Below are 21530 nucleotides of genomic sequence, written 5' to 3' on the forward strand. Positions count from 1 at the left end.
TTAGCGCGACAAATAGTTTGCAGTAATCGACATGACCAGCTCAATAGAATCAGAATATATACATTCCCATTGGGTATAAGCGGCCTAAACGCCAGGCATAAAAAACCGGAAGCAAACAGACGTCAGGCTTCCGGTTAGTGTGACACAGGGATCAACCCGAAGAGTCTGCGCCGCCTAGCTGGAGGAACTGCAGTTTGTGCACTGCACCCTGGCTGTCCTGATAGACCATGACTACGGGCACCACACCCCGTTCCTCACTGACATCCGTTAATGAAATGACTTTTGCCACATCCAGTTTGGTGCCGTACTCATACTCAACGGGCTTGATATTGTCGATGTTGCTGGAGCTGGCAAATGCAACGGGGGCCAAGCTAAGTAATGCTGCTGCAAGGGCGATGGTCGCTTTCATTTGGGTAATTCCTGAGTCCATTCAATGGGCCATATTTAGGTGTTTTTCCACGCCGAGCCTGGCGTTGTCGGCGAAACACCGACTTGCTCCAATCACTGCGTACATGCATTTAGAGTCAAGTGGCCACTTGGAATTACAGCGGAAATGGACAACGCATCAAGCTCAGGAGAAATCAGAAAATTCCTCGCCCGCATCGCAGCCTTTCCCACTCGATACGCGCACTTTCAGGCACATATTGACGAGAAGGCCTCGACTCGCCGACTCGATAGACGGGTTCCGCTTGCGCCGTACCCGTATTACGGCAGGCTGCCGATTAACCGAGGCCTTAAACCTGTGAGAAAAGCGGGCGTATGTAGCCGGCCAAGGACGACAGAACGTCGTCCCCGATAAAGACTCAGAAGGTGCCCGGGTAGCTGCCGCCATCCAGCAACAGATTTTGCCCGGTTAAAAAACCGCTCTGGGCGCTGCAAATAAAGGCGCAGTAAGCGCCAAATTCATCGGGTTGACCGAAGCGCTGGGCCGGTACGTTTTTACGCCGTTGCTCGCTGACGCTTTCAACGCTTGCGCCTTGAGCACCAGCGGCGGCGCTTAAGGTTTTTTGCAAGCGCTCAGTCTCAAAAGGGCCGGGCAGCAAATTGTTGATGGTTACATTATTCCCAGCAAGCTGCGATTGCCGTGCAAGCCCGGCGATAAATCCGGTCAAGCCACTGCGGGCTCCGTTGGACAGTCCCAGCACGTCGATTGGCGCTTTCACCGCGCCGGAGGTGATGTTGACGATGCGCCCAAAACCGCGCTCGGCCATGCCATCGACACAGGCCTTGATCAGCTCGATTGGAGTGAGCATGTTGGCGTTCAGCGCCTTGAACCAGTCTTCACGCTGCCAGTCACGGAAGTCCCCTGGTGGCGGGCCGCCTGCGTTGTTAACCAGAATATCCACCTGCGGACATGCCGCCAGCACCTGATCGCGCACGTGCGGCTCGCTGATATCCCCGGTCACCGTGCGCACCTCAACGCCAAAGCCGCGTAACTCGGTTGCCGCCTCTTGCAAAGCATCATTACCACGGGCGTTGATCACCAGATTAACGCCCTCCTTCGCCAACGCACGAGCGCAGGCTAAGCCCAGCCCTTTACTGGCGGCGCAAACGATAGCCCAGCGCCCAGAAATACCTAAGTCCATGACCCTGCTCCTGACAGTTGCAAAAGCCTAGATTAGCACTGCTTTGCGATGGTTCCGGGCGATGGCGGTAGTCAAATGGGTCCGTGATCAATAATTACAACATCGCGACGCCAGTATCCCGCAAGGTGTTTTATTGCAGCGATTACTGGTCTATTGAAGGCTCATGCCTGGCCCCCAATTAGGGATGATACGCTTAGCTAATGGGTCACAAGGCTTGTGGGCGGCATGTCAAAAAACTCAGAGATAAGCGTTGACGCGCCAAGCCGGTGCCAAAAGATGTTGGGCGCAATCCATTACAATTAAACTGCAACTCTTGTTACCCTTTACCGTCTTAATTGTCCCAACACCCTCTTTGCGCTCTTAGCACCGTGGGCCCTGCGACGGGCGCTCGCAATGTTTAAGGATTGACTGCATGACCTCCCCGCTTGCGCCTGCTCAACCTGATCCGATCGCGTCCGCTCAGGTCACGCCAGACCGGGTCGCACCAGACCGGGTCGCACCAGACCGGGTCGCATTAACCCCGACTGAACTACGCCATGTGTTGATGGGTTTGATTCTTGGTCTGTTTCTCGCGGCCCTCGATCAAACCATCGTGGCGGTCGCGCTGCCGGATATCGCCCAGCAATTAGCGGGAAGAGAATTACTAGCCTGGGTGGTCTCGGGCTATATGCTGGCCATGACAGTCAGCACGCCAATTTTCGGCAAGCTCGGTGATTTGCTGGGACGACGTAGATTACTCAGCGTGTCGATTATCCTGTTCATCGTGGCGTCTTGCTTGTGCGGTTTGGCGCAGAGCATGCCGCAACTGGTCGCGGCGAGAATGCTGCAAGGCGTCGCTGCAGGTGGCTTGATGGCGATTATTCAGGCTCTGATTGGCGACCTGATTGCCCCCGCCGAGCGTGGCCGCTACCAAGCGTGGTTCAGTGGTATGTTCGCCCTTGCCAGCCTGATCGGGCCGCTATTAGGTGGCCTGCTAACCAGCCAATGGTCGTGGCGCTGGGTGTTTTGGATCAACCTGCCACTGGGCGCTATGGCACTCTGGTTATGCCACCAACGGCTGGCAAACCTGGTCGAAACCCGGCGCAAAGCGCAGGTTGATTACCTTGGTAGCGCGCTGTTGATCCTGGGGCTCGGCAGTCTGTTGTTTTTGATCAGCCAACTCGGCCAGCAGCCCCAATGGATGACGACCGGCAATGCGGTATTTTTGCTACTGGCAGTGGTCGCAACAGCGTTATTCTTGTGGCGACAACATGTAGCCCCGGAACCGCTAATATCACCCGAGTTGCTGAAAATACCGGCCATTCGCGCAGGCTGGATGATTCTGTTTTTTGCCAGCTTTCAGGTCATCGGTCTGAGCGTGCTGATTCCCCTACACGCTCAAGGTGCTGGCGGTATTCAGAGCAGCGCCGTGCAGTTGATGGCCATTGCTTTTGGGGCCCCACTTGGCGCTTTTATTGGCGGTAAATTAAGCGCTCATCTGGGCCGTTATAAACCCATGATTGTAAGCGGCGCAGCGCTGCTACCTCTAAGCGTGGCCCTGCTGGCGTTACTGCCGAATCAACATGAGCTGGTCACCTTGGCGATTCTGTTGCTATGCGGCACCGCCCTTGGCCTGCAATTTCCAACCTCGCTGGTGGCCGTACAAAACGCCGCGCCGCTCCAACATCTGGGTTCTGCTACAGGGGTTTGTGGTCTGTTCCGTGGCTTGGGCGGCGCAGTGGGCGCCGCGATGCTGTCAAGCTTGTTCTGGCACCTTACCAGCCAAGATCATCTGTCAGGGCGACCTTTCCAGCACCTGTTACTGATCGATGCCGGCATCGCCCTTATACCGCTGCTGATCGCCTTACGCCTGGAAGACCGACAACTAAGTCGCACGCTGGAGAGAAAGGCGTAAAAACAGTGTATTGGAGTTAAGACGTTCAGGTTCTACCGTCGTTACAACAAATCCTTTTTCAATCCTTGCCCTTCCTCTGCTGGCGCTGGTTTGAATGACAATTAGCGAACCTCTTCAACAGTAACGCAGCCACCACTTATTTTCCGGGCATGTTGATAAAGTTCCTCCATCTGATTGTAATTCTTAACACGGGTTACCTGTTTTTTGTAATAGACATCAAACCAAACAAGCTTCCCATCCTTACATTTTGATTTAAGCTTTACGATATCCACACCCTCGATTCGAGCGCAGCTATTTCTATAATAAAAATCTAGGGAAGTCTTACCCTGCTCAATTTTCCACTGCGACTCTTCGACCATACCGGAGGCCCAGAAATACTTTCCTCGCCCAATAGCAAGGATGAAAGCCACAGTGAGCGACGCCACAAGCACGTCAACAGAAATAACTAAGTAATGCCACACATGGTAACTGATTAAAATCGCGAACACGCTCACGCCGACAATGACTGACCGCCTCTTATTGACGCGAGCTATAAGCGCCTCACTGATCTCATGCATTTCACACTACTCATTAGCATTCGTGTTAATTCATCTAACTATTTCCGCAAGTCATATAACCTCGCATATAGTTCACTTGGTCTTTTTCTTCACGCGCCCGTGCGCAGGTTGTAGTTTAAATCCAAAAACTTATTAATATATAGCGTTCAAGCTGAAGCTACTACACCAGCAACCAAAAGACCTATACCGATATACCACACCCAAAGAAATGGTTTTGCACGAGGTTCTTTTTTGCATAGACATAGACAAAAAAAGGTATTACTAGACATAACAATGCACTTCCTGGCGATTTAGTGATAGCGACACAAAAAATAGCGACTTGCATTGCAACCATCAAAAACAAGCCAGTAAGGATTAGCGGAATTACCATTGTGGTTCCTGATAGTGATCAGATGGAATTGAATATTCCACCAACGGTGAAGAATTCGGTGTACTACTGAATTTTACTCGGACATGAATTCTAGAACTCCTAATAAAATCACACTTTCAAAGATCAAGACGCTAAATGATAGCCACCCATAAGCGTTTCAGAGTTTCACAGCAAGGGATGGTAGGTAGTGGTATCAGATGGGCCACACGCATTCATGAAAGCACATATATCAGCGCCGTAGGAACAGTACTCCTCGGACAAAAGTTCTGTTTTGGGCAAATTAAAGTTGCGCACTTCAGCCTGATTTGTTGGATCAAGCTAGGCCAACACCGACCGCTGTTAGAACTAGCCCTTGGCTATCGACACACCCTCACGCTAACGCCCCACCACATGACACGCCTTACACGACCGCACGGGGCCGCTGGGGTGGAAGGATTGCAGTTGCTTGAGGTGGCAGCTTACGCAGAGCTTGTGGAAGTCGCGCTCGATATTGACTGCAAGCCTCGGCGTTTCTTTGTGGCACAGCACGCAAGTGCGACTGCCGGTGGCTGAGGCCGCGGCTGATTTATCGGTGAAGTCGTGATGGCAAACCACGCAGTTAACGCTACCGTGATTATTGTGCTCGAAGTTGATCGGTAGCACCGGATGTTTGCGCGCCAGATGATCGTGGCCGAGGCTGATGCCGAAGATAAAAACGATCAGCAATGGAATCGTCAGTAACAACCCCCAGCGCCAAGTCATTGCGGTAGGTCCACACTGCCCAGCAGCGAATACCCGCCCGCCAGTAATAAACCAGTCAGCAACACGCCCAAACTCAGACACGTCGCCAAATAAGAGGTATGCCGCTGCCTACCACCCGGCCCTACTTGCGTTTTGCCGGATTTAATTAACGGCAGCGCCAGGGCGATGGCGGTAAGTACCAGCCAGAACACAACCTTGATATTTGATCCGCTGTAATAGCCAATGCCAATCATGTGCACCGCCGTGAGCAGTACGATGCCCGCGCTCATCGCATAATGCCAATGCTTGAAACGCTGATGGGTTTTCCATAAACGGCGGCGTGCTGCGGTCAAACTCAAGGGCACCAGAAGCAACAAGCACAGGGTGGCGACATTACCTGCGACCATCGGCCAAGGCGCGCCAGGCAGTAATTGATCCACCACCAAGGGCTCATCAATCAGCATCACCCCAATGTGCACAAGCAACATGATCAACGCGACGAAGCCCAAGTCACGGTGCAATACCATAAAGAACTTGCCGTCGTTGCGAGGCTGCTTGAGTGGTCTACCGGTATAGGCGAACAGCACCAGGAACAGCACACCCGCTATAAAGCCGCTGGTATTGGAAAAATCCCACGCAAGGTTAACGCCGGGCATGGCGCCGAGCACAAAGATGGCCGCAAAGGGCAATAGAAGACAGAGCGCGATGCGCAAGACGAGCACACACATACAGCACGACCGAATAGAAAATTACTGACTCAGATTACAGTGCAATCCTCGACCATACCTCAGCCGACAAGGGCAACGCTTTAGCCTGTCTGCCACTCGTGTTGCTATGCTTGCCAACCGCCTCAGCCAATACTGCACGGCGACGGTTGGCAACATTCTACGCCTTAGGCTGACAGCGCGACACGAGGGCGACGGCTTGGCTTTTCGGCATCGGGGGCGCTGGCCTTTTGCAGTTGGAAATCGAAATCGATTTCTGCAAATCCAGGTTCAACCTGAAGCGCCTTGGCTGCAGTAGCATCTTGGTTGAAACGCACTTGGGCCACCAGGCCGTCGCGAGTCGCGTAAGCAAAGTCATCCCAGAGGTATTTATCCCCAGAGAGATTGATCTGGGTGGTCAGGTGACGGTACCCCGGCGCGCTGATAAAGAAGTGAATATGCGCAGGTCGATTTCCATGGCGGCCCAGTTGATCCAGTACTTCTTGGGTGGTGCCAGATGGCGGGCAACCGTAACCACTTGGCACAATGCTGCGCGCACGGTAACGCCCCTCGCTGTCGGTAACGATACGCCGACGCAGGTTAAAGGCCGACTGGCTGCCATCAAAATACGAATAGGTACCCTGGGTGTTGGCATGCCATACATCGACGATAGCACCAGCAACTGGCTGTCCATCTGTGTCGAGCACCTGGCCCTGCAAAAACATCACAGCGCCAGGATCGCTGCCGTCATCCATGCGCGTCTGACCATGGCTCAATGGTGCACCCGCCACATACAGCGGGCCTTCGATGGTGCGCGGCGTACCACCGGTCAAGCCAATATCGGCATCGCGGGCGTCTTGCAGCAGATCGAGAAAGTGCTCGAGCCCCAAGCCTGCAATCAGCAGCCCGGCTTCTTGATTGCTACCCATGCGATTGAGGTAATCGACGGCCTTCCAAAATTCGTCATCGGTAATGTTCAGCTCTTCGATGACTTTGGCGCTGTCCTGCAAGATACGCAGAATGATTGACTTAAGACGTGAATTGCCGCCGTCGTTGTCAAAGCCGCTGGCCTGCTTGAAAAAGGCCTGAACCTCAGCCGATTGGGAAATAGTCACGTTCATGCTCAGCTACCTCTATTTATTATTTTTTACGGGGGAGATTTATCAACGGTCATCGCTATAAATGGATGAGGGATGGCGGCACAAGCCGTTGACCTCGATATCCATGTAGGGAAACAACGGCAGTTGCATCAGGGTGTCGTGCAGCGCCTCGATACTGGACACATCGAATACGCTGTAATTGGCGTAATGACCGGCGATGCGCCATAGGTGCCGCCATACGCCCTCTTCCTGCAGGCGCTGGGCCAAGGCTTTTTCATCAGCCTTGAGTTGCGCCGCCTTGTCTGGCGCCATATCCAGCGGCAGTTTCACGGTCATTTTGACGTGGAATAACATCGACGATCTCCTTCGATCAATGGCGGCTGAAGAACGCCAGACGCTCTTCATCAAGGGTTAAACCAAGGCCCGGCGTGCGCGGCACGTGCAGCGCGAAATCATGGTATTGCGGCGGCTCGGTAACGATTTCTTCGGTGAGTAACAAGGGGCCGAATAGCTCGGTGTGCCAGGTCAGTTCTTTCAATGTGATAAAGGCGTGCGCAGAAGCAAGGGTGCCAATGGCGCCTTCAAGCATGGTTCCGCCATAGAGTGAAATACCTGCCGCCTGGGCAATCTGCGCTGTGCGTAAAACAGCACGCGGGCCGCCATTTTTGGCGATCTTCAAGGCAAAGACGCTGGCTGCACCATCGGCGGCGAGACTGAATGCATCCTCGACACTTTCGATTGATTCGTCGGCCATGATCGCGGCAGGGCTGCGTTGATTAAGGCGAATCTGACCGCTGCGGTTGATCCGCGCGATAGGTTGTTCAATCAGATCAACGCCGTTGTCACCGAGTATTTGGCAGGCCTTTAGCGCCACCGATTCTGGCCAATACTGGTTGACATCCACCCGCACACTGGCGCGATCACCCAAGGCTTTTTTGATGGCAATCACGTGGGCCAGATCCTGCGCCACCGGGTTGGCGCCGATCTTCAGCTTGAACAACCGATGGCGACGCTGATCAAGCATCTGCTCAGCTTCGGCGATATCGCGCTGGGTATCGCCGCTGGCCAAGGTCCAGGCCACCTCCAGGCTGTCGCGCACGCGTCCGCCGAGCAGCTCACTGACTGCCAAGCCCAACCGTTTTCCCTGGGCGTCGAGCAAGGCCGATTCAACCCCGGATTTGGCGAAGGTATTGCCGCTGATGTGCTTATCCAGACGCAACATGGCGGCGTTGATATTGCTGGCATCCTGGCCGATCAATAACGGCGCAAAGTACGCATCGATATTGCACTTGATGCTTTCCGGGCTTTCATTGCCATAGGCCAGCCCACCAATGGTGGTGGACTCACCGATGCCTTCAATGCCATCGCTGCAACGAATGCGGATGATCACCAGCGTTTGCTTCTGCATGGTGTGCATCGCCAGTTTGTGCGGGCGGATGGTCGGCAGATCAACCAGCGTGGCGCTGATGTGTTCGATTGTTGCTTCATTCATGATGCGGGCCTCAGTCGTTAACCGGCGCAAATGGCAGTTGCGGTGCGTTCAACGCGGTGGAATAGACGGTTGAAATACACCAGGCTGTCGCCCTGCTCGCGCGTCGAGATTTGATCAAGCTCGACGAACAACACCGAATGCGAGCCGACTGATTTGCACTCGCTGATTCGCCCTTCAAGGCTGACCAGCGCGCTGCGTAACACCGGTAAATCGGTATTGCCTGCATTCCAGATATCCCAGGCAAAGCGCTCTTCCATCGTCACTTGAGTCATACCGGCGAAGTGTTTGGCAAGGTCTTCTTGATCGCTGCACAAGACGTTGATGCACAGCTTGCCGTTGCTTTGAAAGATGTCATGCATGGCGCTGTTGCGGTTCAGGCAAACCAGCACCGTAGGCGGCGAATCAGTGACTGAACACACCGCGCTGGCCGTAATGCCGCAGCGCCCGGACGGGCCATTGGTGGTGATGATATTCACCGCAGCCGGCAGTTGCGCCATGGCATTACGGAAATCAATTTGGCTCTGGTCGAGAGTGCTCATGCTGTCGCCCTTTTATTAGAGTGGGCTGTGCTTTCTGCGGCTTGCGCTAGGCGCTGTCTAAAAGAAAGCAACAACCTGTGACTTGATGAGCCCAGAGTAGGTCGTGGCCTTGGGTCGGTATATCCAGACGGTTCCCATCCTGCAAAGGGCTTTCCGCTAGTCGACTACGTAGTTTCTTTATCGTCATTGGGCTCAGCAGTAGGTAATCTGCTAGCAGCGCCACATGTGCCCCGGCACCGGGATGTAACCCGGTAGATGGCAGACGTAACGAGAACAACAATATGCAAGCCTTGCCCCGTGACAAAAGCAAACCGATTGTTTACATCGTCGATGATGACCAGGCCCTGCGCACGTCGCTTGCCTGGTTGTTGGAGTCGGTCAGCATTGCCTCGCAGTGCTATGCCGGTGCCGATGAATTTCTGCGCAATTACGACGCCAGCCTGCCCGCCTGCCTGGTGCTGGATGTGCGCATGCCCGAAACCAGTGGTTTCCAGCTGCAGGAAATGCTCAATGCGCGCAGCATCAACATGCCGACCATTTTTGTCTCCGCTCACGGCGACATTCCCATGACGGTCAAGGCCATGCAAAACGGTGCGATCGATTTTGTAGAGAAGCCCTATAACCCGCAGCAAATGCTCGATCGCATACAAAGCGCGCTGAAAACGGCAGTGCAGAGCCATGCCCAGCAGCAACAGCGCCAGCAGCTCAAAGATAAACTGGGTTTATTGACCGATCGCGAGCGTGAGGTGTTGATGATGGTGATCGATGGCAAAGCCAGCAAGGTGATTGCTCGAGAGCTGAACATCAGCGTGAAGACGGTTGACGTGCACCGCACCAAGATCAAAGACAAAATGGAAGTCGGCAGCATCGCCATGCTGGTGCGTGAGGTGTTGAGCTTGAATACCGAAGAGTCCGTCAGCCGGGCTTGAGGTGGCAACGCGCAGTTTGTACGCCATCGACAACCGACTATCCGCAGCAGCCGATGGTGGATGAAAAAGCGTCATCCACCCTACCAGGAGCGCATGAAACGTAGGGTGAGACAACGCGAAGCTTGTCCACCAGATGCCAACAAGCAGCCTTAATATCCGCAGCCGAAATGGTGGATGGATAAAGCGCCATCCACCCTACAGGTCGAGCACCAGCCGGGCGCTTTTTGCACGTGAAACGCAGGCGCAGATGTGTTTATTAGCGGCTTTTTCTTTGTTCGACAAGCAATTGTCGCGGTGCTCAGGCTCACCCTCAAGCACCTCGACAATGCAAGTACCACAAATCCCTTCACGGCACTCGGTGTCGATGTCACAGCCATAGGCTTGCAGCACATCAACCAGGCTGCTGTCTTGCGGCACCTGCAGCACCACACCTGAGCTGGCGAGCTCGACTTCAAAACTGCCCGTTGCAGCTTCCAGCGCCGCCGGGTCAGCCTGGAAATGTTCCAAGTGAATCGCATCTTCGGAGCGCGTGCGTGCGGCGACCTCAACCACTTTGCTCATAAAGGGGGCTGGGCCACAGGTGTAAACGTGCGCCAGCGGATCAGCCTGCTGCAGACATTCATTCAAGGCGCCTTCCAACTGATCCGGCTCCACAGCAAAATGGAACTGCACGTGATCGGCAAATGGCGGCATTTGCAGCAAGGTGGCAAAGGCTGCGAACTCGGGGCCTCGGGCAAAGTAATGCAGGCGATAAGCCTGGCCACTGGCTTGCAGTCGATAGGCCATGCTCAACATCGGCGTGACGCCAATACCGGCCGCGATCAATACATGGGATGTGGCTGCGGCATCTAAACGGAACAAGCAGCGCGGCACGCCGATTTCCAGCTCTGCGCCCTCTTCCACCAATTCATGCAACGCCTGTGAGCCGCCGCGCGATTGCGCCTCACGCTTGACCGCCACCAGATAGGCCGAACCATCATCCGGCGGGCTGCACAGCGAGTATTGGCGAGTGACACCGGTGGGTCCGGTGATATCCACATGCGCACCAGGCTCATAGGCTTCAAATGGTTGACCATCGACGCGCACCAATCGCAGCGAGCGAATGTCTTGGGCCTCATCGGCAATTTTTTCAATTCGGACTTTCATCATCGCATCACCTGACGAATAACAGCCCACGATTGGCACTCCAACCCTGGGCAAATGGGCGAACCAAACGCGCCTTAGCGCATAAACAAGCCGCCGTTAATATCCCAGCAGGCCCCGGTCACCGAGCTGGCGTTTTCAGCAGCCAGCAGCAGCACGGTATCGGCGATGTAATCCGCCGAACCCAGACTACCCACCGGAATCATCTGCTTGATTTGCGCAAGCCGGTCCGGCGCTACCGTTTCATGCACAATCGGCAGATCCAGCGGGCCAGGCGAAATGCTGTTGACCGTCACGCCCTTGGCGGCCAGTTCACGGGCGAAGACCTTGGTCAGCGTCGCAACACCGCCTTTGGCGGCGGCGTAATGGGCGCCGGTTGCGGTGCCGCCATTTTGTCCGGCCAGAGATGCGATATTGATGATCCGGCCAAAACCGCGATCGGCGAAGTGCTGACCAAACACCTGGCAGCCTACAAAGGTGCCGCGCAGATTGATCGCCATCGACTCGTCGAACTCCTCCGGGGTAATGTCCATCAACGCCGCGACTTTCGACTTGCCGGCGTTATTGACCAACACATCGCAGCCGCCCCAGCGCTCACTGAGCAGCGCACAAGTCGTCTGAAAGTCAGTTTTCAGCCGCACATCCAACTGCAAGGCCAAGGCGCTCTGACCCGAGGGGTCGAGTTGATCGGCCAGTTGCTGAACGCCTTCCAGCTGTACATCGGCCAACGCCACGCGGTACCCCGCGGCGTGCAGGCGCTGGGCAATGCTTGCGCCCAAACCACGGGCAGCGCCGGTAATCAAAGCCACTCGACTCATGATGTTCTCCTTAAAGCAGGAAGCCGAGCGCGCTCAGGCTGTCGGTTGAATTGATCAGGCGCACCACTTTTTGCTCAAGTTTGGCTGCGCCATTACTGAAGCGGATGCGGTGAGTCAGTTCGGCCGCCATCGGCGTGTGCACGCCGCGCTTGTAGGCGAACAACAACTGGGCGGAGGTCACTTCAACCACATCACCACTGGCTTCAACCAGATTGAAACGCGAGACCGTGCGCAAAGTGCGCGCCGCATCCACGGCAGACGGTGAGTAGCCCGCCGACAAGCGCTCGATACGCAGTGCACGCATGCGCGCATCGTCATACACATAGTTAAGGCTGCTGGCGAAATCGCGGGTATCCGGATCAATCGGAATGACATAAACACCGTCTTCACACCACAGTTGTGCCCACGCGGCATAGTCCTTGTTGTCGAGCAATGCCGCTTCGTGCCAGATAAATTCAATGGCCTGTGCCAGCGGTTGGGTCAGGCCTGCAAGCGTGTTGTGTTCAGTCATTACTCATCATCCTTTTCCACATTGCATAGGCTTCGCGCATACCGGTCTCATCGGTGGCATGGGAAACTTTGTCGCCGTTGTCAGCCAGCACTTCACGGTTGAGTCCACGGTTGACCAGAATCGGCACCTGCGGACCTGCTTCGGCACCGCGCTGCACGCGCTCCCACGCCTCGGCGTCATCCGGGCTGCCAAAACCGAATGGGCCTTGGAAATGCTCGTGAATACGCATGCGTTCGCGGTTGGCGATTTCCGGTCCGCCGTCCATGCCCAAGGCGACGTGGCGAATCTCGGTTTGCTTGACCGACAGCGGATTCAACACGCGGAAAAACGACATCGACATAGCGACGTTGGGGAACAGGTTGAGGTTAAAACCGGCGCCGTGTAGGGAACGGACAATCCGCCGAACTTGTGCAGGCTCCATGGTTTTCGACAATTCAGCGGTGACATGGGCAAAGCGCTCTTGCAGCTGCTCGCTGCCGTCGTCGTGCTCCAGATCCACGTGCTCCGGCACCATGACCATCACGCTGTGGCCATTGCCCAACCCGTGCGTGACGGCTTCGGGGTCGGTCATAAACGAAAGCATTTCCGAGGTTTCTTCATCCACCGAGGACATAAATGACTTATGCACGATCGGGAAGTGATAGCCATCGGTGGTGTTTTCCAACTGGATTTTCCAGTTACCGTTAAAGGTGAACTTGTGCTCGCCTTGGGTCTTGATCGGGAAACCGGCACCCTGCTTCATAAACAGGTCCATCCAATGCCTGGCACCGCCGAGGAAGTCCTCCAGCGGCTCAACCTCATCATTGAAGCTGGCGAAAATCATTCCGGCGTAGCTGCCCACTCGCAAGCTGTTCAGCGGCAGTTCGCTCTTATCGAGAATGTCTTCGTAGCCATCTGGATACGGCAGCGCACGCAGCTTGCCATCCAGCGCATACGACCAGCTGTGATACGGGCACGTGAAACCTGTGGCGTTGCCTTTGTGCTTTTCACATACCGTAGCGCCCCGGTGACGGCAACGGTTCTCAAGCACATTGATGTTGTTCTTTTTGTCGCGCACAACTATGACCGGGCGGCGGCCAATGGTGGTGGTGCGGAAATCGCCGGGATTACGCACTTCGCTTTCGTGGCCGACCCAGACCCAGGTGCGGTAGAAAATCTTTTCCAGTTCCTGCTCGTACAGCGCTGGATCGTGGTAAAGCGAAACATCAACGCGGTCCGCCTGCACCAGTTGGTCAGGGCTTGAACTTTTGGCGATCAGCCCGAGTTCGTGGCTACTCATTGGAATGTCCTCATACAAGGTTTTTATTAGTTGGCTGGGCGTTTAAGGCGTGTTCGAGGTGTGCGCCAAAGGCACAGACCCGGGCGTCATCGCCCTTACGCCCAACAATTTGCAGGCCCACGCTAAGACTGCCGTCCGCCAGCTTTACGGGAACCGACAGCGCCGGGTGGCCGCTTAAATTGAATGGCCGCGCCAGCGCTGTCATGCTTGCAACACTGGAGTTATTAGCCGCCTCACTCAGCAATGGCGGCAGACAGGGCATGGTTGGCAACAGCAGCACGTCAACCGTCTCCAATGCGGCATCAATAGCTTGGGTAAATTGAGTGCGAACCTGCTCGGCATGGGCCAGGTCAGCCGCATTGGTTTTGCTGGCATTGAGCAGGCGCGCTTCAACATCAGCCCCGATCAGGCCCTGCCCAGTCAGGTAACCGAAGGCGGCCCAGGTTTCGTAATTGATCACTGCAAGGCCGGCGCTGAAGGCATCGACAAAGCTGTCTAGGGTGATCACGCTGCGTTGCCAGCCGACGCTGTCCAGCGCTTGCTGAAGTGTGGCTTTTATCAGTGGATCGCATTCAACATTCAACCAGCCCACCCGCGCATCACTTGCAGGCAACTGTTCAGGCTCCAAATCGGGGCAAATCACCTGCATCGCCGCGACCAGGTTCGTCATGTTGGCGGCAAAGGGGCCGACACAATCGAGCGACGTCAGCGCCGGGTATACACCGCTACGGCTGACTCGACCAAAGGTCGGTTTAAGGCCGAATACGCCGCAGCAAGCGGCAGGCACACGTACCGAGCCACCGGTATCGGTGCCCAAAGCCACATCAGCAAGGCCTGCAGCAACCACCGCAGCAGAACCGCTGGATGAACCACCTGGAACCCGCAATGGCGCTTGTGGATTAATCGGCGTACCCGTCCATGCATTGATGCCCGTCACACCAAATGCCAGCTCATGCATGTTGGTCTTGCCGATAATCTGCCAGCCCGCCGCCAGAATCAGTTCAACCACATCGGCATGTTTTGTGGCAGGCGGGACATCGTCCAATGCACGGCTACCGGCGCGAGTTTGCTGGCCGGCAATGTCGATCGAATCTTTGATTGCGACGCGCAAGCCACCTTTACCAACTACGGTGTTGTTAACAAAAGTACTCATACTGAAGGCTCCGCAAGCTGCATATTGAACAACCGACAGGTGCGAAAATGGGCAATCAGCCACTGCCCTTCAACGCAGGCAAAGTCGATATTCAAACGCGCACAGAACAGCTCACTGCCGCCTTGGCTGTAGCGGGAAATCTGCTGCATGATCCACTGGCCGCTGGCTGTTTCAGCGTCACCATTGACCGCAATAGATTCGCTGGTGAGCAAATGCAGGTTCAGCGCAAAGTGCTCAACCGGCGGCAAGTAGCTGGCGACAAATACCGCCACTGCCTGGCGGCCGTGCTGGCGACCAAAGCTCTTGGCTGCCAAGCTCCCAATGCCTTCCCAGACCGCATCCGCGGTAAACAAAGCTGCCAGATCGTCAACCTGAACCGACGCATGCGGCACATCGCACAGATCCATATAGCGCGCCATCAATCGGCGAATTGCGCTTTCGGCTTCGAGCACGGCGAGTCGCTGGGCCATGTCTTGTAATCGCAGAGCGCTGTCCATGCCTAGCGAGCCGCTTCTGGGATGGTCAGTGGACGGCCGATGCGCGCTTCAACCTTGGCGTATTTCCACAGGCTGTACTCGCCAACCGGGGTGCTGCGGAACAGGTTGCAAGCCTCGATCACGCTCTGATGGCAATCAACATCGGCCATGATGTAAACGGTCCAGGGTGAAGTGGTCGACGGGCCAACCATCAAACGATCATCATCCAAAGCGCCGAGCACATTGATTCCCGGCATCGCGCCGAGTGCGCCCATCATTGCGCTAAAGCCCTTCCAGACATCCAGGCCTTGGCCAGTGGGCAGATCAAAGAAGTTCTGGGTGATGCCGATGCAAAACATTACCCGTAGCGGTTCTTGAGTGGCTTGAGTCATGGTTAATCCTTAAAGATGTTCATTAATTAAATGCAGCAGTCCAGGTTGGGTGAACCGAGGCTACTCAGAGAAATCCGGGGAATGGCTGCACACCCAGCATCACCGAGCCGGCGCCGTCATACATGCCTTCACCAAGAAATGCATGCTGGGTCACCACCATGGAGTCGCGCAGGTAGCGCTGCAGTGGATGGGTCGAGTAAATCGCGGCGATACCGGCCAGGGTGTAGGCGCGCTTGACCACATCGGCACCGCAACGGGCCATATGCGTAGCCGCCAGACGCAGGTGAGCAACGTGCTCATCGAGCACTGGGTTGCCAGCAAGGATGGTGTCCCAGACGTGATGAGTCGCCTCGTAAAAAAAGGCCCGAGCTGCACATAGATCGGCTTCAATCTTGGCCGTTTCAACCCGCACGTAAGCGCGGTCAGCCATCTTCGGCGCGCCCGTTGCCCCGGTACGACCGGCCGCCATCTGGGTGATTTCATCCAGCGCAGCGCGGGCCAGTCCCAGATTGACCACGGCCAGCACTTGGGCGGCGTAAGCTACGGTTGGATAGCGATACAGCGGCTCGTCAATGCACGGCTCGCCGCCGCGGATAAAGGTCCACTCATCGCGAATATCGCCACCCTTGATGCGCAGGTCATGGCTGCCGGTGCCTTTGAGCCCGACCACATCCCAGTTTTCAACAATTTCAACTTGGTCCGCCGGAAAGATCGCCGTGCGCGGCTTGCCGCCAGGGCCACCACCAATGCCCACCCCCAACACATCCGCGCCTTTGCAGCCGCTGGCAAACTTCCAGGTGCCACTGACACGCCAGCCGCCGTCGATCGCTTCTGCGGGTTGGATCGGGAACAAACCACCGGCGAATACCAGATCCGGCCCATTGGCATACAGCTTGGCCTGCGTCTCACGCGGTAACGCTGCCAGGTAGGTGCTGGCGCTGCCGAAGCTGGCAACCCAACCGGCTGAGCCATCTGCCTGGGCGATCAGTTCGATCATCTGCAGAAACTGCGCCGGCGGCAGGGCATCACCGCCAAAACACTCAGGCGTAGAGGCGCGATAAATACCGACCGACTTGAAGCGTTCGATCATATCGACCGGCACATGCCCCAGCGCATCAAACTCCTCGCGGCGCTGGCGCACCTCCTTCAGCACAGCCTGAAAGGCCGGCGAATCAGTGCCCTTGCAGGCATCGGCCAGAACAGTGCGTTTCGCGGCAACCGCTGAGTGCGACATGGCGTTTTCTCCATTTATTGTTGTAGTGGCTTGATGCGCAAGCCACGAATGGAGCCAGTCTATGAACCCAAACAGGTGCCGCTCAATTGGGGCGTGCAGCCGTAAATTAGTGACTACCCCGGCCTTGGCTAAAGAAATCACCTAGCCACTGAAGGGTTACTTCTAAGCGCACTCAGGCTAGGCTGAAGGTATAAAACCCGTACCGGGCCAACGGCCCTTCACGACCGCAGAGCGCAACCATGTTTACCCCCAAAACCGAGGATTTTCAGGCGCTGCTTGAGGCGATGCCGATGTGCACCATCCTGCATGACGCCACGACCAAGGAAATTCTCTGGGCCAACTTAGCGGCGCTGGATGTGCTCGGTTTCAGCCTTGAAGAACTGGTGCCCTTGAAAGCCCCTGACATGAGTGGCACGCGCTTTCATCGCGCCGATGGCCTGCGTTGGCTGGAAGGTGCCGTGCGTACCGGGCAGCAGGTGACCGAATGGGGCTATCGCTCCAAGCACGGTGTAGAAATCCTCTGTGAGGCCGTGGCAACGCTGGTCCACCTCAATCAACGTGATGTGCTCTTGGTGCAGTTCCGCGACATCTCTAAAGAGGAACAGGTCAAACGCCAACTGAAGCGCTTTGAAAGCCGCCTCAATGCCTTTATGCAGGACCTTGCCGAAGGCGTGGCGGTGCTCAGCAGCGCTGGCCAGATTCGCTTTATCAGTGAATCAGGCCAGCGCCTGCTCGGTGCCGCAGGCCGCTTTAATGTCGGCGACAGCTTTGTTGATGCCTGCGATGAAAAATCCCGTGAGCGCTTGGTCGAAAGCCTTGGCGAACAACAGCCCGATGGTTCACCGTACAGCGTCACCTACCGGATTCAACATGCCGATAATCACTGGCATTGGCATCACGCCACCTGCCGCTTCATTGAGCTTGAAGATGACTTGAGCGGGCACCTGTTGTTATTTCGCGATGTCACCGAGCAGGTCAGTATCGAGGAAGCCAGACGCCTCAGCGAGCGCAAGCTTGAGTACCTCGCCCGGCACAACGCCATGGGTGAAATGGCATTGGCAATTGCCCATGAACTGAGCCAACCACTGGCCGCCACGCGCAACTTTATTGAAGGCACACTGATTCGCCTCAATCAGCAAGACCCCACGCAAGCCAGCGCGGCATGGGGGTTGGATAATGCCGTACGGCAAATCGAACACGCCTCGGAGATTATCAAGAGCGTGCGTGAATATGTGGTCAAGCTTGATCAGGCAGAACAGCGCGTTGACCTCAATGAGATCCTGCAAGACAGCCACTACTTCATCAGCCTGCGAGCTCAGCCCAGTGCCATCGAGGTTGAGTTTGCGCCCTGCGCTGAGGCATTGATGATCAGTTGCGAACGGGTATTGATCGGTCAGGTGATTCTCAACCTGGCCTTCAACGCCATCGAAGAGCTGGCCGGTCTACCCCAAGCCCAGCGCAAGCTGCGCCTGTATACCCACAGCCATGAAGACAAGGTCATGCTTTGCGTTGAAGACCAGGGCCGGGGCATTGGCACTGGCCAACAAGAGAAGCTGTTTGATGACTTCTTCACCACCAAGGTCAGTGGCAATGGCATCGGCTTGGCCCTGTGCAAAAGCATTATCGCTCGCCATCGCGGCGATATATGGGCGCAAAACATCAGCCCACATGGCGCCATGTTCTGCTTTACCCTGCCGCGTATCACCAGCGCTTAATCCATTCCAGCCAAACACAGCCCAGGTCGTACGCATGGGCGAGCGAGCTGCTGCCCGAGAATAAGATGTTGCTCGCCAAATTGGCAGGCACAGACACAACGATGGCAGAGCCAAACAAAAGTCACTCATTTGCTTCGACTTAGTATCGGGAGGACCTTCGCGAGCCAACACGCCAAGGAACCTCTGAAAACCGCTGCGCTCCGGTTTTCAAAGGATCCCTAACACCAATAATAAATGGAAGTGATCTATGAATAAGTCGATAGCATTTCGCTTGAGTCTTCTTGCAACGCTCGTCGCAGTTGCCAGTCAGGCCAGCGCCTATGAACTCTACGCAGATGACGATAGCCACCTCAACGCCAATCTTGAGGCCATGTACGGCGCATTCCATAGCCAGGAAAACTACGCATTGTCTGGGCGTCTGGATAAGGGCTCATCCTCATGGCAGGAAGGCTATATCAAATACGGCCTGAGCTTTGATCAAGGCCTGGCTGGCGTAGGCACCGTTTATGGCGCAGCCTCTCTGCTGAGTTCAGCCACCTGGGGCGATGGCGATGCAGCGGGCTTCACCGATGGCTCCGAGCGCACCACAAAGTTTGAAGATGCGTATCTGGGATGGAAGTCAGGCGACCTGTTTCCTTTACTGGGTGCTGACGGCATCGACATCTCCTTTGGCCGGCAGAACCTGATGGTGGGCGATGGTTTCCTGATTAATGGTGATGCCTTGAACTTAGGCAATGGCCTGGCCGATGGCAGCTTCAATCGCGGCGGCGCTTACTATTTAGCAGCGCGCAAGGCCTTCGACGAAACCGCTGTACTGCGTATTGGCGGGCAAACTGGCTGGCGCAGCGACTTGATGTGGTTAAAGTCGGATAACCCAGCGCAAGCCATGACTGAAATGTATGTCGGCACCCTTGAGCACGTCGCCGATGCTGGCACTGTCGGCCTGACCTACATCGATACCACTGATGTGGATGAAGCCTACGCCTCCCCTGCTCAACTCGAACGCGATGGCATGCACACTTACAGCCTGCGCGCGGCAGGCAATGCGGGGGTAGAAAACCTGTTTCTTTCCGGCGAATACGCCAAGCAAGACAAACCGCACAGCTCAACTGAAGATGCTTGGTACATGGAAGCCGGCTGGACCTTCGCCGATCTACCCGCCAGCCCTAACGTCAGTTATCGGTACAGCCGTTTTTCGGAAGGTTTCGACCCGCTATTTTATGGACTGAGCCGTGGTTTTGGTACCTGGTTCCAAGGTGAAGTGGCCGGTAACTATGCAGGGCCGTTTAACGCCAATTCACGGATTCAAAACCTCAGTTTGAAAATCACCCCGCTGGAAAATCTGAGCATCGGTGCTCTGGCATTCAACTTCGACACCATTGACCGCAACTTGGGCAATACCGATGGCAACGAGTTTGACCTCTATGCCGAGTGGGCAGTGACCGACAATGTGGTGATAATGCCGCTAATTGGCCTGTATCAACCGGATAAAAGCGCTGAACAAGGCGGCACCCAACTGGGCAGCAATGACAGCAACCTGTATAGCCAGTTGATGGTGTTCACCACCTTTTGATCCGCATCAATCAGCTACTCTCTGGGCAATCAGGGCAAAAAAACGCAACGATTTGGCACAGCCACACAACAGCTTGGCAGCCACAACAATGCCTTTAGTTGCCGCGCAAGGCAGACTCAGATAGCAGATCTGTATTGATACACCACGACACAGCAGACTAATAATATTAAGGGAGCTCCCCTATGCGAATAACCAGGATCCTTGCACAGTCAACCCTGGCGCTCGGTGTAACAGTTGCCAGCATCAGCGGCGCATTCGCCGAACTGCCTGCAGATGCAGGCGTTGGCCAGACCGTGCTGGACTTCCCACCGAGTCCGCATCGCGCCTATATGGTTGATGTTGAGTTCGACAACTTCGTCACCGGCCGGGTCATGGTCGTCGACCCTGATCAAAAAAAGATGCTCGGTATGGTCAGCACCGGCTTCGCCGCCCCATCGACTCTGAGCCATGATCAGAAATACCTGTACAGCGCCGACCTGTATTATTCCCGTGGCGTGCGCGGCACCCGTACCGATGTACTCACCGCATGGAATACCTCAACGCTTGCGCCGGACTGGGAAGTAGTTATTCCATCGAAGCGCTCCGAAGCCCTGACTCAGCGTTACAGCATTGCGCCGAGCGGCGATGATCGTTTTGTCTACGTGTACAACTTCACGCCGTCCACTTCGGTCACTGTCGTTGACACTCAGGACAAATCGGTTGCGGGTGAAATATCGATTCCCGGTTGCGTCCTCAGTTACCCCGTTGGCAAGCGTGGCTTTGCCTCACTCTGCGGCGATGGCAGCATTCAAGTCGTGACCCTGGATGATCAGGGTAAAGAAGCCAAGCGCACCCGCACGCCGTTCTTTGACCCGAATCAGGTCAAGCTGGTCGAGCGTGCCGTCAAGCAGGGCGAAACCTATTATTTCGTCACTACGTTGGGCACGGTTTACCCGGTGGATTTCTCCAGCGGCGAACCTAAAGCACTGGATAAATGGTCGCTGGTGAACGACGAAGAGAAGAAAGCCGGCTGGGCGCCAGGTGGCTGGCAGATGATGGCCATCGCTCCCAAGCTCAATCGCTTGTATGTGCTGATGCATGACGCGCACGAACCACTCAAGTGGGAAGATCCAAGCCCGCTGGTCTGGGTCTATGATCTTAAGACCCAGAAAAAAATCGGCACCATGGAGTCGCCTAATCTGATCTGGAGCATGCAAGCCACCAGTGACGACAAACCATTGCTGCTCGGTGCAAACATTGATGGCGGTTTGGACATCTTCGACCTGACGACGGGTAAGTACACCGGCAGCATGGACAAGATGGCTAAAACCACCACTCAAGTGATGAGCCACTAAGAGGCACAGCC

At 55.7% G+C, this 21530-nt stretch carries 22 protein-coding genes; 5 read left to right on the forward strand and 17 right to left on the reverse strand.

Going from position 1 to position 21530, the window contains the following annotated elements:
- Window positions 1–151: 151 nt before the first annotated feature.
- Both AACY09_RS08430 and AACY09_RS08435 read right to left on the reverse strand, forming a co-directional pair.
- Complete coding sequence (locus tag AACY09_RS08430; protein WP_339487256.1) at window positions 152–409, reverse strand: DUF2790 domain-containing protein; 258 nt, start codon at window positions 407–409, stop codon at window positions 152–154.
- Window positions 410–803: 394 nt separating this feature from the next.
- Complete coding sequence (locus tag AACY09_RS08435; RefSeq protein ID WP_339487257.1) at window positions 804–1586, reverse strand: SDR family oxidoreductase; 783 nt, start codon at window positions 1584–1586, stop codon at window positions 804–806.
- 544 nt (window positions 1587–2130) lie between these two features.
- Here AACY09_RS08435 and AACY09_RS08440 point away from each other — a divergent pair.
- Entirely contained in the window at window positions 2131–3480 is a 1350-nt protein-coding gene (locus AACY09_RS08440) for an MFS transporter (protein ID WP_445323812.1), read from the forward strand.
- A gap of 101 nt (window positions 3481–3581) precedes the next feature.
- Here the strand turns inward: AACY09_RS08440 and AACY09_RS08445 are convergent, their stop codons facing one another.
- From AACY09_RS08445 to hpaC, 7 genes are all read right to left on the reverse strand, one after another.
- The gene (locus AACY09_RS08445; RefSeq protein WP_339487261.1) at window positions 3582–4037 is read right to left on the reverse strand and encodes a hypothetical protein; all 456 of its coding nucleotides are present in this window, start codon (window positions 4035–4037) and stop codon (window positions 3582–3584) included.
- Window positions 4038–4782: 745 nt separating this feature from the next.
- The gene (locus AACY09_RS08450; protein WP_339487262.1) at window positions 4783–5148 is read right to left on the reverse strand and encodes a cytochrome c3 family protein; all 366 of its coding nucleotides are present in this window, start codon (window positions 5146–5148) and stop codon (window positions 4783–4785) included.
- The gene (locus AACY09_RS08455) at window positions 5145–5855 is read right to left on the reverse strand and encodes a ferric reductase-like transmembrane domain-containing protein (RefSeq protein WP_339487263.1); all 711 of its coding nucleotides are present in this window, start codon (window positions 5853–5855) and stop codon (window positions 5145–5147) included. The genes AACY09_RS08450 and AACY09_RS08455 overlap by 4 nt, the downstream gene beginning before the upstream one ends.
- A 164-nt stretch (window positions 5856–6019) precedes the next feature.
- Window positions 6020–6952: a catechol 1,2-dioxygenase gene (catA, locus tag AACY09_RS08460; RefSeq protein WP_339487264.1), complete on the reverse strand. Its 933-nt coding sequence runs from the start codon at window positions 6950–6952 to the stop codon at window positions 6020–6022.
- Window positions 6953–6994: 42 nt separating this feature from the next.
- The gene (catC, locus tag AACY09_RS08465) at window positions 6995–7285 is read right to left on the reverse strand and encodes a muconolactone Delta-isomerase (protein WP_339487265.1); all 291 of its coding nucleotides are present in this window, start codon (window positions 7283–7285) and stop codon (window positions 6995–6997) included.
- Between the two features lie 16 nt (window positions 7286–7301).
- The gene (locus tag AACY09_RS08470; protein WP_339487266.1) at window positions 7302–8423 is read right to left on the reverse strand and encodes a muconate cycloisomerase family protein; all 1122 of its coding nucleotides are present in this window, start codon (window positions 8421–8423) and stop codon (window positions 7302–7304) included.
- Window positions 8424–8440: 17 nt separating this feature from the next.
- Complete coding sequence (hpaC, locus tag AACY09_RS08475) at window positions 8441–8962, reverse strand: 4-hydroxyphenylacetate 3-monooxygenase, reductase component (RefSeq protein WP_339487267.1); 522 nt, start codon at window positions 8960–8962, stop codon at window positions 8441–8443.
- 281 nt (window positions 8963–9243) lie between these two features.
- Between hpaC and AACY09_RS08480 the strand changes: the two genes are divergently transcribed.
- Window positions 9244–9891, forward strand: a complete 648-nt coding sequence (locus tag AACY09_RS08480) for a response regulator transcription factor (protein ID WP_339487268.1) — start codon at window positions 9244–9246, stop codon at window positions 9889–9891.
- 195 nt (window positions 9892–10086) lie between these two features.
- Here AACY09_RS08480 and AACY09_RS08485 read toward each other — a convergent pair whose 3' ends face one another.
- The 8 genes from AACY09_RS08485 to AACY09_RS08520 all read right to left on the reverse strand — a co-directional run bounded on the left by AACY09_RS08485 (window position 10087) and on the right by AACY09_RS08520 (window position 16897).
- Entirely contained in the window at window positions 10087–11040 is a 954-nt protein-coding gene (locus AACY09_RS08485) for a PDR/VanB family oxidoreductase (protein WP_339487269.1), read from the reverse strand.
- A gap of 71 nt (window positions 11041–11111) precedes the next feature.
- On the reverse strand, window positions 11112–11852 hold the full coding sequence (locus AACY09_RS08490; RefSeq protein ID WP_339487270.1) for an SDR family NAD(P)-dependent oxidoreductase: 741 nt from the start codon (window positions 11850–11852) through the stop codon (window positions 11112–11114).
- Window positions 11853–11862: 10 nt separating this feature from the next.
- Window positions 11863–12363, reverse strand: coding sequence for an aromatic-ring-hydroxylating dioxygenase subunit beta (locus tag AACY09_RS08495; RefSeq protein ID WP_339487272.1), 501 nt, complete (start codon window positions 12361–12363; stop codon window positions 11863–11865).
- A complete protein-coding gene (locus AACY09_RS08500) occupies window positions 12356–13642 on the reverse strand; it encodes an aromatic ring-hydroxylating oxygenase subunit alpha (protein ID WP_339487274.1) in 1287 nt (428 codons plus the stop codon). The genes AACY09_RS08495 and AACY09_RS08500 overlap by 8 nt, the downstream gene beginning before the upstream one ends.
- 10 nt (window positions 13643–13652) lie before the next feature.
- A complete protein-coding gene (locus tag AACY09_RS08505; protein WP_339487276.1) occupies window positions 13653–14795 on the reverse strand; it encodes an amidase in 1143 nt (380 codons plus the stop codon).
- Entirely contained in the window at window positions 14792–15292 is a 501-nt protein-coding gene (locus AACY09_RS08510) for a nuclear transport factor 2 family protein (protein ID WP_339487277.1), read from the reverse strand. Before AACY09_RS08510 ends, AACY09_RS08505 begins: the two co-directional genes overlap by 4 nt.
- A gap of 2 nt (window positions 15293–15294) precedes the next feature.
- Entirely contained in the window at window positions 15295–15663 is a 369-nt protein-coding gene (locus AACY09_RS08515) for a hypothetical protein (RefSeq protein ID WP_339487278.1), read from the reverse strand.
- 64 nt (window positions 15664–15727) lie between these two features.
- Window positions 15728–16897 (reverse strand): acyl-CoA dehydrogenase family protein, encoded by a 1170-nt coding sequence (locus AACY09_RS08520; protein ID WP_339487280.1) that lies wholly within the window; start codon window positions 16895–16897, stop codon window positions 15728–15730.
- A gap of 239 nt (window positions 16898–17136) precedes the next feature.
- Here AACY09_RS08520 and AACY09_RS08525 point away from each other — a divergent pair, with 239 nt between their 5' ends.
- The 3 genes from AACY09_RS08525 to AACY09_RS08535 all read left to right on the forward strand — a co-directional run bounded on the left by AACY09_RS08525 (window position 17137) and on the right by AACY09_RS08535 (window position 21519).
- Complete coding sequence (locus AACY09_RS08525; protein WP_339487282.1) at window positions 17137–18612, forward strand: ATP-binding protein; 1476 nt, start codon at window positions 17137–17139, stop codon at window positions 18610–18612.
- Window positions 18613–18859: 247 nt separating this feature from the next.
- A complete protein-coding gene (locus AACY09_RS08530) occupies window positions 18860–20185 on the forward strand; it encodes a hypothetical protein (RefSeq protein ID WP_339487283.1) in 1326 nt (441 codons plus the stop codon).
- A 182-nt stretch (window positions 20186–20367) separates the two neighbouring features.
- On the forward strand, window positions 20368–21519 hold the full coding sequence (locus AACY09_RS08535; RefSeq protein WP_339487284.1) for an amine dehydrogenase large subunit: 1152 nt from the start codon (window positions 20368–20370) through the stop codon (window positions 21517–21519).
- Window positions 21520–21530 lie beyond the last annotated feature (11 nt).

The organism is Pseudomonas sp. EL_65y_Pfl2_R95 (genome assembly GCF_963971045.1).
In the GTDB taxonomy this organism is placed as follows: Bacteria; Pseudomonadota; Gammaproteobacteria; order Pseudomonadales; family Pseudomonadaceae; genus Aquipseudomonas.